Here is a 15,034-nt window from a genome sequence, read left to right on the forward strand (position 1 = left end):
GTATACATTTTTGTCTAGACAGAATATTCTACATCTACCGCATTGAGGGAGATGTCATGAGTATTCCAAAGCCGACCGCCGCCGAGCTAGAGCTGCTGCAATCACTGTGGCCTCTCGGCCCGGCCACCGCCAAGCAAGTCCACGAAGCCATGCTGGCCGATAAGCCGGATCTCGCCTATGGCACCGTGCTGCGCCTGATGCAGATCATGCATACCAAGGGCATCCTGACCCGCGACGAGAGCCAGCGCTCGCACATCTACGCACCGGCGCAAGCGCAGGCTGCGCTGCAATCGAGCCTGCTCAAGGACTTGGTACAAAAAGCCTTCGCCGGCTCGGCCAAGGCGCTGGTGCTGGCGGCGCTCCGTTCCGGCATCTCGAAAAAAGAGCGCGAAGAAATCGAGAAGCTGCTGAAGGAAGAGAAGAAATGAGCGCCTTCATTTTCGCCCTCGGGCTGACGCTGATGCAATTCGTTTGGCAAGGCTAGCTGATCGGCTGCGCCACCGCCATCGCGCTTGCGCTGCTGCGCAATAGCCGCGCCGAGTACCGCTACATCATCGCTTGCAGTGCCTTGCTGGCCTGCCTTTGCTGGCCAGCGCTGGAGTTATGCCAGCGCCTCGCAGGCGAGGCAGCGGCTTCTAGCGCCAGCATCGCCGGCCTGCCGTGGCACGCGGATGCTGTCGGCGATGCAGATGCCTGGTTTAGCCTGCGTGATTCACTGCGCGGCATCGTCGGCCTGTGGGCGCTATGCGCCACCGCGCTAGCGCTGCGCATGGCGGCCGGGCTGTTGTGGATCGACCGCACCAGCAAGCAGCCATCGGCTTGCCAGCGCCACGATCAACTACGCTGGGAAACCGATCTCGCACGGCTGGCGCAGCGCTTCGGCATCACGCGCGAGGTGCGCCTGCGCGTGGTCGATACGCTGAGTAGTCCGATCACGGCCGGCTGGTGGCGTCCCGTGGTGCTGGTGCCGGCCGCGCTGGTGGGCGGCATGCCGCCGGATTTGCTGGAGGCGCTGCTGGCGCACGAAATGGCGCACATCAAGCGCCACGACTACCTGATTAACCTGCTGCAGAACGTGATCGAAACGCTGCTGTTCTACCACCCGGCCGTGTGGTGGATTTCGAACCGCATCCGTATTGAGCGCGAGCTGATAGCAGACGATGTCGCCGCAAGGCAGCTAGGCGAACCGCGGCGTCTGGCGCTTGCACTGTCCGAACTGGAGCGGCTCCAGTTCTCTACTCACCAACTGGCCCAAGCGGCCAACGGAGGAAACCTGATGATGCGTATCCAACACCTGCTGCGTCCTGCCCCGCAGGCCTTGAACTGGAAAGCGGCGCTTGCCATGCTGGGCATGGCGCTGTCCTGCTTGTCGATTTACGCGGAGGCCACGGCTGCCGATAAAAACGTCTCCGGCAAAATGCCGGCGATCGTTGATTTCAAGACATGCGCCAAGCCGGAATACCCGCAGGCGGCCATCACAGAGTCGCGCACCGGCACCGTGCATCTGGGCTTCCTGATCAGCACCAGCGGCAAAGTGAAGAACTCGAAAGTCGAACGTTCCAGCGGCCACACCGACCTCGATGAAGCCTCGCGCACCGCCATCGAAAAATGCACCTTCAAGCCCGCCACAAAAGCCGGCAAAGCCATCGAATCGTGGACGCGCCTGCAGTACGTTTGGGTCTTGGAATAAGGCTTAGGTCTGGGCCGGCATCCAACGCAGGATGTCGGCAAAGATTTGCTCGCGATTGAGCTCGTTGAAATTTTCGTGGAAGTTTTGCGGGTGGCGCTGGTAGGTCAGCAGGTGCGGCGGCACGGATTTCAGCAGCGCTTCGCCCGCGTCAGCGTCAGCCAACTGGTCGGCGCCAGCGACTACCGCAAACAGCGGCTGCGTCCATGATGGCATGCGCGCCGCCAGTCCTTGCTGCGCCTTGGTCAGCGCGTTGCCGAAGCGGACGGTGATTTCAGTGGCGCGGATCGCATCGCGTTCATCGTCGTAGTGGCGCGCGGTGATGCTGCTGTCGTGCGTCAGTTGATGCGTGAGCGATTCCAGCGGCACTTTCATGCGCGGCGCGAGCGCGCCCAGCACGCCGGCCAGCGCCAGCAGCATCGGCGATACCTTGATCGCATTCACGTAGTACGGCGAGGACATGATGTAGCCCTTGATCGCCGCCTCGCCGGCGAAATGGCCCAAGCCCAGGTGGGTGGCGATCAGCGCGCCCATTGAGTGGCCCATCACGTAGATCGGCAAGCCGGGATACTGCTGCTTGACCCATTGCAGGAACAGCTGGCTGTCATCGAGGAATACATCAAAACCGGGAATGTCGACCCGGCGCGCATCCTGATGGCCGCACAAATCGTAAGCCACCGTCGCAATGCCGTGCTGGCGGAAGTACAGCGCCGGCGTGACGTAGTCGCCGCCATGCGCCATGCCGCCGTGAATCGCGAGGATGACCGCGCGCGGCGCAGCCGGTTCCCACACATGGACACGGCGCCGCGCGCCCTGCCCGGCAGCGAACTCGGTGAGCCGGTCTTCGGAGAACCGCATCAAGCGGTGATGCTGAGATTAATGCCCATCTCTACCAGCATGGTCATATCGGCCAGCGAGAAGTCGATGCTAGGCGTCGCTGCGCCCTGATCGCAGGGGAAGGACACGCGCAGTTCGGCATCAACATCGGAACGTTCGAAGTGAATGCCGCGCGCGCGGCATTCGCCGAGGTAGAAGCGAATCTGCTTGAGCAGTTCGTTGGGATCTTGCTCGGTACCGATGGCGACGTAAAAGCCGGAATCGATGCGCACGCGGCCATCGGGCTTGACGTCGCCCTTTTGCCAGTCGCCGTGCGGCTCGGTCGGCAGACCATCGCGGATGTCCGCCAGGCCGTCGTCGTCACCGTGTACCTTGAGTGTTGCGATATTCATGGTCTACCTTTTTATGGTCTCCTACCCTAAGAAGGTTACACGATAGAAATATCAAAGTCTAGCAATATAGCTAATTAGGCAATGCCGTAGCGGGTGCGGTAAGCGGCCACTGCATCCTTGTATTGTGCCAGTTGCGGATCGGCGCCGGCGCCGTTCAGGAAGCTGAACAGGTCGTCGAGGTTGCCGATCGAAATTACCGGGATGCCGTACTTCTCGGTCACTTCCTGCACGGCCGACAGCTCGGACATCTGGCCATCCTTGCCGGCGCGCTCCATGCGATCCAGCGCGATCAGCACGGCGCACGGTTCGGCGCCGGCGGCGCGGATCATTTCCACCGACTCGCGCACCGAGGTGCCGGCCGAGATTACGTCGTCGATGATCACCACTTTGCCTTGCAGCTTGGCGCCGACGATGGTGCCGCCTTCGCCGTGATCCTTGGCTTCCTTGCGGTTGAAGGCGAACGAGGTGTTGCGGCCCTTGCCGGCCAGCGCCACGGCGGTGGCCGAAGCCAGCGTGATGCCCTTGTAGGCCGGGCCGAACAGCATGTCGAACTGCACGCCGGAATCGAGCAGCGTTTGCGCGTAGAACTGTGCCAGCTGAGCCAGCGTGGCGCCGTCATGGAACAGGCCGGCGTTGAAGAAGTACGGCGACTGGCGGCCGGCCTTGGTAGTGAATTCGCCGAAGCGCAGCACACCGGTGTTGACCGAAAACGCGATAAATTCCTGACGTAACGAAGTGGTATTACCCATCATGAAGCCTCATTTCTTTAAAGTGCCCGTATTTTACCGCTACACTAGCGCATTCCGTACTTTCTGCCCTGAATCTTCTATGCCAAAAATCATCTCCGCCAACTTGAACGGCATCCGTTCCGCCGCCTCCAAAGGCTTCTTCACCTGGATGGCCAAGCAGGACGCCGACTTCGTCTGCGTGCAAGAACTGAAGGCGCAAGCGCCGGACATGACGCCGGAATTCCTCAACCCGGGCGGCTACCACGGCCACTTCCACTATGCCGAGAAAAAAGGCTACTCCGGCACCGGCGTCTACAGCAAGATCGAACCGGATCGCGTGGTGATCGGCTTTGGCTCGCCGGAATTCGACGCCGAGGGCCGCTACGTGCGCTGCGACTTCGGCAAGCTGACGGTGATCTCGGTCTACTGCCCGTCCGGCTCGTCCGGCCCGGAACGCCAGGAAGCCAAGTTCCGCTTCATGGACTTGTTCCTGCCGCACCTGCAGGCACTGCACGCGGAAGGCCGCGAAGTGGTGATCTGCGGCGACTGGAACATCGCCCACAAAGAGATCGACCTGAAGAACTGGAAAGGCAACAAGAAAAATTCCGGCTTCCTGCCGGAAGAGCGCGAATGGATGACCCGCATCTTTGACGAAGTCGGCTACGTCGACGTGCACCGCGGCCTCGACCCGCGCGAAGAGCAATACACCTGGTGGAGCAACCGCGGCCAGGCCTACGCCAAGAACGTCGGCTGGCGCATTGACTACCACGTGGCGACTCCGGGCATCGCCGCCAAGGCCACCACCGTTGCCATCTACAAGGAAGAAAAGTTCTCCGACCACGCGCCGCTGACCATCGAATACGGCGCCTTGTAAGTACCCACTTCGCTGCGCCTGCCGTTGCGGGCGCAGCAAGTTCGTTGTATCGCCGCACAAGTTAGGGTCTATGGAATTATCTAATCAGAAATAAGTGTGTTTCATTGTTATCATTGATGCTTCGCCCAGTATAACGATGAAAACACCATGAGCTCGCCTGTCCTGCAGTCCGTTACCTCGTCCAACAACGCCACTGTCGTCCTGCATTTCGACCGCGCCATTTCTCCCGGCGACCCCAGCATTGTCATCAGCGACGGTTTCTTCCAGACTTATGTGGGCACGAGCGGACTGGCCACGCGGCTGGTCGGCGCCACCGACCAGCGCATCCTCGACGCCGGTAACAGCAGTCTGAGCTACAACGGCAACGATCTCACCATCACCCTGTCGAGCGCCCTCAAGAACGGCCTCAGCTACAGCGTCACCATGGGCATGGGCAGCGTGATCGACGCCGATGGCCACACGGACGGGAACGCCGCCATCACTTCGCCCAAACTGTTTACCTTTGTGGCCAGCGGCAGCGCCGCCACGGTGGCGACGCCAACGGCTGTGGTGGCATCCACCCTGCACTTTGTCGATACCGGCACCAACAGCAGCGACTACGTCACCGCCACGCTCGACCAGACCCTGACCGGCACCTACACCGGCACGCTGGGCGCCAACGATTTCGTGCAAGTGTCGCTCGACAACGGCGCCAGCTGGCACAAGGCCACGCTGGGCGCCAACAAGAGCTGGAGCTACAGCGAAGAGGTCAATGAAGATAATTTGACCGAGGCCGGCGGCGGCTCCTTCCACGGCACGCTGCTGGCGCGCGTCAGCAACACGGCCGGCGGCAGCAGCGCCACGGCCAGCCAGAGCTACACCTACAGCAACCATCCGATCGAAATCGAGGTCGGCAGCAACTTCACGCTTTCGGCCGACACCGGCAGCAGCACTAGCGACCGCATCACCAAAACGGCTGCCCAAACCATCAGCGGCACTTACAGCGGCGTGCTGGAAAGCGGCCAGGTGGTGCAAGTGTCGGTGGACGGCGGCACCACCTGGGTCAATGCCAGCGCCGCCAACGGCACCTGGTCGAGCAACACCAAGCTCAATCTGCTGACCGGCAGCGACCGCCAAGTGCTGGCGCGCGTGACCGACGGCGCCGGCAACACCAGCGAGGTGGCATCGGCCAGCTACAAGCTGATCACCAGCACGGTATCGCTGTCCGGCCACGCGCTAACGCTGCCGGGCAGCACCGACAGCGGCGTCTCGTCCAGCGACGGCATTACGCAAAGCGCCAGCAAGGTCACCTTGAACGTGGCCGGCCTGCACGGCTTCCACGCCGGCGACACCATCGAAATCGTCGACACCAGCCACAGCTCGGCGGTGGTGGGCAGCTATGTGATCCAGTCCAGCGACTTGTACTACGGCGACGACTACTTCAGCATCAACCAGTACAACCCGGCCCAGCGCACCACGGTCGATATCAATCTCAACTCGCTGGCCGCAGGCGCGCACACGCTGGCCGCGCGCATTGTTGACGTGGCCGGCAACACGGCGGCCGCCAGCGGCACTACCTCGGTGACCGTCGATAATGTCGCGCCGGTGCTATCGACCTCGGCGCCGCTGGAAGACGAGATCGACGTCAGCACCGGCTTGACCAAGCTGACCTTCACTTTCAACGAAAACATCGCGATTGCCAACGGCACCATCGTCACCATCAGCGACGATAGCAACAGCGACAACGTGCAGGAAATCACGCTGTCGAGCAGCGCGGTCAGCGGCAAGACGCTGACCATCAACTTGACCAGCCCGCTCACCGCCGGCACCCATTACACGGTACAAGGCGCCATCATCACCGACATCGCGGGCAATGCCGGCGTCACCGGCGATACGCCGATGCTGCACTTTGTCACCGCCGGCGCCAGCTCCGGCGGCTCGGCGCCGGATGCGCCTGTCATTGGCTACACCGACACCGCGCCAGCCTCGGACACCAATTCCAGCTCGACGCTCCACCACGACGGCATCACCAACAACCGCCACATCAGCTTGACCGGCCTGGATCCGCAAGGCGTGTGGTACTACCGCCTCAGCCCGACCGGCAACTGGCTCCTCGGCGATGGCGACGGCTTCGACCTCGAAGACGGCACCTATGCCATGGATCAGATCGAAGTGAAGCAAACCGTGGCCGGGGTCGAGAGCAATATCAGCCGCATCCACACCCCGCTCGTCGTCGACACCGAGCCGTCCAGCGCCGTGGTGGTCGCCACCCCCACCTTCAGCGCCGGCGCCAATAGCATCAACGGCGCCGTTAGCGACAGCACGGATTTCAGCAATGAATTTGTCGAAGTCACCTTCGACCACGGCGCGACCTGGGTGCAGGCCAGCACCACCTTTACCGGTTCCGGCACGGCGACCTGGAGCCTGAGCGGCATTTCGGCCCAGTTGGGCAACAACTTCGGCGTGCGCCTGTCCGACCAGGCAGGCAACATCACGCCGTTTGCCAGCCTGCCCGAATCCAAGCCGGCCTACTACCTCGCCAGCGGCGGCGTCACCTTCTATCACCCGAGCGACACCTACACCCCGGTGTTCGGCGGCAGCGGCGCCGACACCATCACGCTTGGCGACCACGCGGCCGTATTCGGCGGCAACAACGACACCATCGTCACCGGCGACGATGCCGTCATCACGGTCGGCGCAAACGCCACGGTCACCACCGGCAACGGCAACAACGCCGTGATTGCCACCAGCGGCGCCAATATCACCACCGGCAACGGCGCTGACGTGATCACGATCGGCACTGCCAGCGGCGCCACCGTGCACGCCGGCGGCGGCACCGACCTCCTGTATCTGAGTGGCCTCAACACGATTTCGCTGTCGTCGCTGAGCGGCATCACCGGCATCGACAACCTGCACTTCAGCGACACCGGCGCCAATAGCCTGACCATCACCACCTCTGCCAGCCTGCACAACTTCAGCGACGCCGACCACTTGACCATCTCGGCCAGCGCCAGCGGCTCGACGGTGCACCTCGAAAGTTTTGTCTGGGGCGCGGCGGGCACGCAAAACGGCTACACCATCTATCACGATGGCCAAGGCAGCGGCAGCATGACGCTGCTGATCGCTCAAAACATCACGGTGGACATGTTCACGCAAACCTCGTAATGACTACAGCGTGCGGCGCGAGCGGAATTCGCGCCATTCGCCGCTGAGGGGATCAATAAAGCTGATGGCGCGCGCCAGCAGCTGCAAGGGCTGCGACACGTCATCCTGCTTGCACGGCAGCGCCACCGGATAAAACGCATCGTTCACAATGGGCACGCCCAGCGCCGACAGGTGCACGCGCAGCTGGTGCTGGCGGCCCGTGTGCGGATACAGGCGGTACAAGGTCAGCTCGCCGCGATGCTCGATCACGTCGATCAGCGTTTCCGAATTCGGCTCGCCCGCCACTTCCTTCATGACGAAGAACTTGTCGCCCTCCTCCATGCGGCTGCGATAGGTAAACGGGAACTGCACGTTGTGCAGGCGCGGCGCCAGGGCTTCGTACTCCTTGTCGATCACGCGCTTCTGGAACATGGATTGGTAGGTGCCGCGGCTGCCGGCATTGCGCGAGAAGATCACCACGCCCGCCGTCTCGCGATCCAGGCGGTGGATAGGCACCAGGTCTTCCTCGCCCAGCGTTTTACGCAAGCGCACCAGCAGCGTCTCGTGCAAGAAGCGTCCAGACGGAATCACCGGCAGGAAGTGCGGCTTGTCCACCACCACCAGGTGCTCGTCCAGGTGCAGAATCTCTTCCTTGAACGGGATTGGCGTTTCCGGTTCTTCCAGTTCGCGGTAGTAGAACATGCGCAGGCCGCGCTTGAAGCGGCTCGATGGCGTCAGCGGATTGCCGGCGCCATCGACCACGTCGCCGCGCGCCATGCGCTCGCGCCACGCCGCTTCCGGCACGTCCGGGAAGCGCGCCACCAGAAAGCTGATCATGTCGGGCCAGTCGCCCTCCGGCAGGTACAGATAGCTGGGCGCGACACCGTCGCGCATCGGCAGCGGGTGCGACGGCATATCAGGACTTCGGCAGCGCGAGCGAGCGGTAGGCCGGCAGTTTGTTCGGATCGAGCCCCTTGGCGCGCGCGTACACCGGCAACACCAGGTGCATATTCCTGTTCATGTCCTCGATGCGCTGGCTGCCGCTCGGGTGGGTGGACAGGAAAGGCAAGGGCTGATTCTTGTTCACGGCGCTCATCTTCGTCCACAGCGCGATGCCGGCGCGAGGATCGAAACCGGCACGCGCGGCGAGATCCATGCCGACCAAGTCCGCCTCGCTCTCGTCGCTGCGCGAGAAACTCAGCGACGCGAATTTGGCCGCACCGCTGCCGACTGCATCGCCCACGCGCGGATCGAGGCCGAAGTAAGCCGCACCGGCAGCACCGGCAAGGCGCGCCACCAGCGAGGTAGCGTTGTTCTTGCCGGCCTGCTCGCGCGCGTGCTCGCGCAAGGCATGGGCGATTTCGTGGCCCATCACCATCGCCACTTCATCGTCGGTCAGATTCAGTTTGACCAGGATGCCGTTGTAGAAGGCGATGCGGCCGCCGGGCATGCAGAACGCATTCACGGTCGGAGAATTCAGCAGGTTGACCTGCCAGTCCCACTTGGCCGCATCCGGGTTCCAGCGCGAGGTAAACGGGATCAGGCGGCCGGCAATCGCGCGCAGGCGTATCAGTTGCGGATTGCGGTCGGTGGCGACGGCGTCCTTCTGGTGCGCCTCGGCCAGCATTTGGTTGTACTGCAGCTTGGACTGTTCGTCGAACTGGCGTGAGTCGCCACCGGCCAGCCCGCGCAGGGGCGACAGTTTTTTGACGGGGATGCCGTCGTCTTGTGCCATGGCTGCGGCGCTGATCAGAAGCGCCAGCAGCACGGCTTTCAATTTAAGCTTTTTCATGTCCACTATTCCACGGAGCGATTTTCGGCAACATCATCATCGCCGGGAAAGCGAGGATGAAGCACACGATAAAGAACCAGAACCACCCGGTTTCCGCAACAATATACCCTACCGACGAATTAATGAAAGTGCGCGGCACCGCAGCCAGGCTGGAAAACAGCGCGTACTGGGTGGCGGTGTAGCGCGGATCGGTGGCGCGCGACATAAACGCCACCAGCGCCGCCGAGCCGAGGCCCAGGCTGGCAAACGCCTCGAAGCCGAAGACGGCGCTCAGCAGTAGTTTATCCGGGCCGACCTGCGCCAGCCACGCAAAGCCGAGAATCGCCAGCGCTTGCAGCACGCCGAACACCCACAGCGCGCGGTTGATGCCGAGCTTAATCATCCAGATGCCGCCCACCGCGCCGCCGGCCAAACTGGCCCACCAGCCGGTGGCGTTGGCCGCCAGGCCGATGTCCTTGGTGGAGAAGCCGATATCGAGGAAGAATTTGGTCGACAGCGCAGTCGACATGGTGTCGCCGATTTTATACAGCAGCACGAAGGCGATGATGAACATCGCCTGCTTGATGCCATCGCGCTTGATGAATTCACGGAACGGCAGCACCACCGCTTCTTGCAGATTCTTCGGCGGCTCGCCGTACAGCGCCGGTTCCTTCGCCAGCAAGGTGCAGACAAAGCCCGGCAGCATGAACGCCGCCACAGTCCAGAACACGATTTGCCATGGCTGGCTATCGGCCATCACCAAACCGAGCGCGCTTGGAATTAGGCTGGCCGCCTTGTAGGCGTTGACGATAATTGCCGCGCCCAGGCCTTGCTCCTCTTCCGCCAAAATCTCGCGGCGGTAAGCATCGATCACCACGTCCTGGCTGGCCGACAGGAAGGCGATCAGGAACACCATGCCGGCGATCAGCGACAGCTCCAGCTTGGGATCCAGCATACCGAGGCCGCCGATAAAGGCGAACAGCGCCAGCTGCGTCAGCGCCATCCAGCCGCGCCGGCGGCCCAGCGGCAGCACGGTGTAGCGATCCATGAATGGCGCCCACAGGAACTTAAACGTGTAGGGGAACATCGCCAGCCCGAACAGGCCGAGCGCTTTCACATCGAGCCCGGACTTCGCCAGCCACGCTTGCATCAGGTAGATCAGCGTGTACAGCGGCAGCCCGGAGCTAAAGCCGAGGAACAGGATGGAAACGGTGCGTCCGTTGATGTAGCTGTACCAGGGCGATGTTTGAGTCATTATTTTTTTCGTAGTCGGAAGACGGCAAGATCGCCGCGCAGGTTAGGCAGGAAGGATACACGCTTCCCCTCTGCCAGCGCCACACATTCAATCACTTCCAGCCCGCATTCTTCCGCCAGGTCGCGAAAATCGTTGATGGTGGCGCAGCGCAGATTGGGCGTGTCGTACCATTCGTACGGCAGCGATTCCGACACCGGCATGCGGCCCTTCAGCAGAGCTACGCGGTGCGGCCAGTAGGCAAAGTTGGGGAAGGAGACGATGGCCTCCTTGCCGACACGGACGATGTCGCGCAACAGCGCTTCCACGTGCTTCATCATCTGCAGGGACGACAGGCACAGCACCGTGTCGAAGGTGTTATCGCCAAACAGCGCTAGCCCGTTTTCCATATCCTGCTGGATCACGCGCACGCCGCGCTGGGTGCTGGCTAATACCTTGTCGTCGGCCAGCTCGATGCCGTAGCCGCTGCATTGCTTATCGCTTTGCAGATAGTCCATCATCACACCGTCGCCGCAGCCCAGATCCAGCACGTGCGCCTTGTCCTGCACCCAGTGCGCGATGAAGGCCAGATCCGGCCGCGCGCTGCTCAAATCATTGAAGTTCATACCGTGCCCTCGATCTCTTTCCACACCTGTCCGTAATAAGCGCGCACCATGTTCATGTAGCGCGGGTCTTCCAGCAGGAAGGCGTCGTGGCCGTGCGGCGCATCGATCTCGCCGTAGGTGACCTGGCTGCGGTTGCTGACCAGCGCCTGCACGATTTCGCGGCTGCGCTCCGGCGAGAAGCGCCAGTCGGTGGTGAAGGAAGCGAGGAAGAACTTGGCCTTGACGCCGGCCAGTGTCTTGGCCAGGTCGCCGCCATGCAGGCGCGCAGGGTCGAAGTAGTCGAGTGCCTTGGTAATCAGCAGATAGGTGTTGGCGTCGAAGTATTCGCTGAACTTATCGCCCTGGTAGCGCAGGTAGGATTCGATTTCAAAGTCGACGCCGAAGTCGAACTTGTAGTCGCTGCTCTCGGCGATATCGCGCAGTTTGCGGCCGAATTTTTCGGCCATGTCGTCGTCCGACAGGTAGGTGATGTGGCCGACCATGCGCGCCACGCGCAGGCCGTTCTTCGGCACCACGCCGTGTTCGTAGAAATCGCCGCCGTGATAATCAGGGTCGGACAGAATCGCCTGGCGCGCCACGTCGTTGAAGGCGATGTTCTGCGCCGACAGCTTGGCGGTCGAAGCGATCACCACGCAGTGGCGCAAGCGCTCCGGGTACATGATAGACCACGACAGCGCCTGCATGCCGCCCAGCGAACCGCCCATGACGGCGGCGAATTGTTTGATGCCCAGTTCATCGGCCAGGCGCGCCTGCGCGGCCACCCAGTCTTCCACCGTCACGACCGGGAAGGCGGCGCCGTATGGTTTGCCGGTGGCCGGATTGGTGTGCATCGGGCCAGTGGAACCGAAGCAGGAGCCGAGGTTATTAATCCCGATCACGAAGAATTTATCGGTATCGAGCGGCTTGCCCGGGCCGACCATATTGTCCCACCAGCCGGTGCTTTTCGGTTTGCCTTCGTATTCGCCGGCCACGTGGTGCGAGGCGTTCAGGGCGTGGCACACCAGCACCGCGTTGGATTTGTCGGCGTTCAGCGTGCCGTAGGTTTCGTACATCAGCATATAGTCGCGCAGCGACGCGCCGCTTTGCAGGCGCAAAGGCTCGGCAAAATGCATGGTTTGCGGCTTAACGTATCCGAGGGATGACATCGTTGATTTAGTTTTTATTGGGGCGGCCCCACGGGCCATCTAACAAGGTGGAGCCGCGAGGATGGGCTCCACCAACTTACATCAACTGTAATTGTTCGACCGCGTCTGCAATCACGTTGGGTTCCATCGAGCGCATGATCTTGCGGGTTTGCGGCATGATGCGCGCAAGGTCGCTGTTCAGGATTTCCTGCTTGACCGAGAGCAGTTGGGCCGGATGCATCGAGAACTCCCGCAATCCCATGCCCAGCAAGAGGCGTGTCAATTTAACATCCCCTGCCATTTCGCCGCATACCGCGACGTCGATCCCGGCTTTATGCCCGGCCGCAATCGTCATCGAGATCAATTGCAGCACAGCCGGATGCAGCGGATTGTAAAGGTGTGCGACCTCATAATCAACCCGGTCGATGGCCAGCGTGTACTGGATCAGGTCATTGGTGCCGATCGACAGGAAGTCCATGCGTTTGACGAACATCGGCAGCGCCAGTGCCGCCGCCGGGATTTCGATCATGGCGCCGACATCGACATCGTCATCGAACTTGATATTTTGCTCACGCAGTTCGGCCTTGGCCTGCGCGATCATGGCCAGCGACTGGTCGATCTCAAATGCGTGCGCCAGCATTGGAATCAGGATGCGCACCTTGCCGAACGCCGAGGCGCGCAAAATGGCGCGCAGCTGCGTCAAAAAGATTTGCGGCTCGGCGAGGCAGTAGCGGATCGCCCGCAAGCCCAGCGCCGGATTGAGCGCGGTTTGCTCGCCCTGGTCGAGCGGCTTGTCGGCGCCGATGTCCAAGGTACGAATCGTGACCGGGCGGCCCTTCATCGCCACCACGGCTTTTTTATACTGCTCGAATTGTTCGTCTTCCGATGGGATCTTGCTGTTGCGGCCCATGAACAGGAACTCGGAGCGGAACAGGCCTACGCCGTTGGCGCCCGCCTCCATCGCGGCCGGGCAATCGTCCGGCAGCTCGATGTTGGCCAGCAGCGTGATCTCGGTGCCGTCCTTGGTGATGGCCGGCGTTTTCTTGAGCTTCTGGAGTTTTTTGCGCGCGCGGGCGGCGGCTTGCTGGCGCTCGCGGTACTGCTCCAGCACCAGCGCGCTCGGATTGGCGATCACCACGCCGGCGTCACCGTCGATAATCAGCCAGTCGTCCTGATCGACCAGCGTGGAAGCGCCGGACATGCCGACCACCGCTGGAATATCGAGCGAACGCGCGACGATGGCGGTGTGCGAGTTTTGGCCGCCGACATCGGTCACAAAGCCGATGAAGGAGCGGTCGCGGAATTGCAGCATATCGGCCGGCGAGATATCGTGCGCGACGATGATCATCTGCGGCTGGACATCGTCCTCGCCAGCAACGGGCTTGGGCAGCATTTGCTCGGTGCCCATCAGCACCTTGAGCACGCGCTCGGCCACTTGCTGAATGTCGGCCTTGCGCTCGCGCAGGTAAGGGTCTTCGATTTCGTCAAACTGCGCCGACAACTCATCGATCTGCGTCAGCAGCGCCCATTCGGCGTTGTAGTGGCGGGTGCGGATGATGTCGAGCGGCGCTTCCGAGATCATCGGGTCGGACAGGATCAGCGCATGCACGTCGATGAACGCGCCCAGCTCCGTCGGTGCATCCTTGGGCAGCTCATTCCACAGCGTTTGCAGTTCTTTATGCACGGCGGCCAGCGCCTGCTGCAAGCGCGTGACCTCGGCCTCGACCTGCTCCTCGGCCACCAGGTAGTGCTTGACGTCCAGCGCCGCCGGCGCCAGCAAGTGCGCGCGGCCGATCGCGATACCGCGCGAAACCGGAATGCCATGCAAAGTAAAGGAGGCCATCGGCTGGCCTGCCGGGAAACGGGGACGGCTGCGCTCCGCAGGCATTACTCGCCTTCGCCGAACTTGTCGTTGACCAGCGCGGTCAAGGCGGCGACGCAATCGCCTTCATCGTCGCCGTCGGCTTCCAGCAGCACCTTGGCGCCCTTGCCGGCCGCCAGCATCATCACGCCCATGATGGATTTTGCGTTGATGCGGCGCGCGTTACGCGTCAGCCACACATCGCTTTTGTATTTTGCTGCCAGTTGGGTAAATTTGGCGGAAGCGCGCGCATGCAAACCAAGCTTGTTAATAATTTCGAGTTCTTGCTGAATCATTTTTCTTTTGTCTCAATCAGAGTGCGCATTGCAAAAAAATCGTCAGGACTACCCGACACGTGTGCGGTTATCGACCCGCACGGCGCCGCTTTGTGCACCGGCCAGCGCCATCTCGACCACCACGTCCAGCGTATCGCGGCGGTAGGTGATGGCGCGCAGCAGCATCGGCAAGCTGATGCCCGCAATAACCTCCACCCGGCCCGCGTCGGCCAAGCGGTTGCAGCAATTGGCGGGGGTGCCGCCCTTGACGTCGGTGATGACCAGCACGCCGTCGCCATCGTCGAGGCGTTTGATCGCCGCCGAGGCCAGATCCTGGACTTCACCGAGGTCTTGGTCGGCAATCACGTCGATCGCTTCCAGGTGCTCGGTCGGGCCACGAAACACGTGGGCGCAGGCCGCAAGAAAGGCCTCGCCCAGTGGAGCGTGAGTCATAAGTAGTATGCCTACCATATTGTTAAACCGCCAGTGAGTAATGAATATTTCT

The 15,034-nt window shown here is 62.0% G+C and carries 15 protein-coding genes; 4 read left to right on the forward strand and 11 right to left on the reverse strand.

Features of this window, described 5'->3' with window-relative positions; all coding sequences use genetic code 11:
* Nucleotides 1-56: 56 nt before the first annotated feature.
* Both GTP45_RS04435 and GTP45_RS04440 read left to right on the forward strand, forming a co-directional pair.
* Nucleotides 57-428 carry a BlaI/MecI/CopY family transcriptional regulator gene (locus tag GTP45_RS04435; RefSeq protein WP_161012640.1) on the forward strand — a complete coding sequence of 124 codons (372 nt, stop codon included), beginning with the start codon at nucleotides 57-59 and terminating at the stop codon, nucleotides 426-428.
* A 140-nt stretch (nucleotides 429-568) separates the two neighbouring features.
* Nucleotides 569-1,690: a M56 family metallopeptidase gene (locus GTP45_RS04440; protein ID WP_229258325.1), complete on the forward strand. Its 1,122-nt coding sequence runs from the start codon at nucleotides 569-571 to the stop codon at nucleotides 1,688-1,690.
* A gap of 3 nt (nucleotides 1,691-1,693) precedes the next feature.
* Here the strand turns inward: GTP45_RS04440 and GTP45_RS04445 are convergent, their stop codons facing one another.
* From GTP45_RS04445 to pyrE, 3 genes are all read right to left on the reverse strand, one after another.
* Nucleotides 1,694-2,545, reverse strand: a complete 852-nt coding sequence (locus GTP45_RS04445; RefSeq protein ID WP_161012720.1) for an alpha/beta fold hydrolase — start codon at nucleotides 2,543-2,545, stop codon at nucleotides 1,694-1,696.
* A complete protein-coding gene (locus GTP45_RS04450; RefSeq protein WP_161012641.1) occupies nucleotides 2,545-2,916 on the reverse strand; it encodes a hypothetical protein in 372 nt (123 codons plus the stop codon). The genes GTP45_RS04445 and GTP45_RS04450 overlap by 1 nt, the downstream gene beginning before the upstream one ends.
* 74 nt (nucleotides 2,917-2,990) lie before the next feature.
* Nucleotides 2,991-3,668: an orotate phosphoribosyltransferase gene (gene pyrE / locus GTP45_RS04455; protein ID WP_229258326.1), complete on the reverse strand. Its 678-nt coding sequence runs from the start codon at nucleotides 3,666-3,668 to the stop codon at nucleotides 2,991-2,993.
* Between the two features lie 76 nt (nucleotides 3,669-3,744).
* Here pyrE and GTP45_RS04460 point away from each other — a divergent pair, with 76 nt between their 5' ends.
* Nucleotides 3,745-4,518, forward strand: coding sequence for an exodeoxyribonuclease III (locus GTP45_RS04460; protein ID WP_161012642.1), 774 nt, complete (start codon nucleotides 3,745-3,747; stop codon nucleotides 4,516-4,518).
* 147 nt (nucleotides 4,519-4,665) lie between these two features.
* Entirely contained in the window at nucleotides 4,666-7,662 is a 2,997-nt protein-coding gene (locus GTP45_RS04465; protein ID WP_161012643.1) for a beta strand repeat-containing protein, read from the forward strand.
* A gap of 3 nt (nucleotides 7,663-7,665) precedes the next feature.
* Here GTP45_RS04465 and GTP45_RS04470 read toward each other — a convergent pair whose 3' ends face one another.
* From GTP45_RS04470 to GTP45_RS04505, 8 genes are all read right to left on the reverse strand, one after another.
* On the reverse strand, nucleotides 7,666-8,556 hold the full coding sequence (locus GTP45_RS04470; protein WP_161012644.1) for a pseudouridine synthase: 891 nt from the start codon (nucleotides 8,554-8,556) through the stop codon (nucleotides 7,666-7,668).
* Nucleotide 8,557: 1 nt separating this feature from the next.
* On the reverse strand, nucleotides 8,558-9,433 hold the full coding sequence (locus GTP45_RS04475; protein WP_161012645.1) for a M48 family metallopeptidase: 876 nt from the start codon (nucleotides 9,431-9,433) through the stop codon (nucleotides 8,558-8,560).
* Complete coding sequence (locus tag GTP45_RS04480) at nucleotides 9,420-10,667, reverse strand: AmpG family muropeptide MFS transporter (RefSeq protein WP_161012646.1); 1,248 nt, start codon at nucleotides 10,665-10,667, stop codon at nucleotides 9,420-9,422. The genes GTP45_RS04475 and GTP45_RS04480 overlap by 14 nt, the downstream gene beginning before the upstream one ends.
* On the reverse strand, nucleotides 10,667-11,269 hold the full coding sequence (gene metW, locus GTP45_RS04485) for a methionine biosynthesis protein MetW (RefSeq protein WP_161012647.1): 603 nt from the start codon (nucleotides 11,267-11,269) through the stop codon (nucleotides 10,667-10,669). Before metW ends, GTP45_RS04480 begins: the two co-directional genes overlap by 1 nt.
* The gene (gene metX, locus GTP45_RS04490; protein WP_229258343.1) at nucleotides 11,266-12,381 is read right to left on the reverse strand and encodes a homoserine O-succinyltransferase MetX; all 1,116 of its coding nucleotides are present in this window, start codon (nucleotides 12,379-12,381) and stop codon (nucleotides 11,266-11,268) included. Before metX ends, metW begins: the two co-directional genes overlap by 4 nt.
* 109 nt (nucleotides 12,382-12,490) lie before the next feature.
* Nucleotides 12,491-14,236, reverse strand: a complete 1,746-nt coding sequence (gene ptsP / locus GTP45_RS04495) for a phosphoenolpyruvate--protein phosphotransferase (RefSeq protein ID WP_161012722.1) — start codon at nucleotides 14,234-14,236, stop codon at nucleotides 12,491-12,493.
* 44 nt (nucleotides 14,237-14,280) lie between these two features.
* Nucleotides 14,281-14,550, reverse strand: coding sequence for an HPr family phosphocarrier protein (locus GTP45_RS04500; protein ID WP_154360511.1), 270 nt, complete (start codon nucleotides 14,548-14,550; stop codon nucleotides 14,281-14,283).
* 48 nt (nucleotides 14,551-14,598) lie between these two features.
* Nucleotides 14,599-15,000, reverse strand: a complete 402-nt coding sequence (locus tag GTP45_RS04505; protein ID WP_161012649.1) for a PTS sugar transporter subunit IIA — start codon at nucleotides 14,998-15,000, stop codon at nucleotides 14,599-14,601.
* Nucleotides 15,001-15,034 lie beyond the last annotated feature (34 nt).

The organism is Duganella rivi (genome assembly GCF_009857435.1).
Classification (GTDB): domain Bacteria; phylum Pseudomonadota; class Gammaproteobacteria; order Burkholderiales; family Burkholderiaceae_D; genus Rugamonas; species Rugamonas rivi.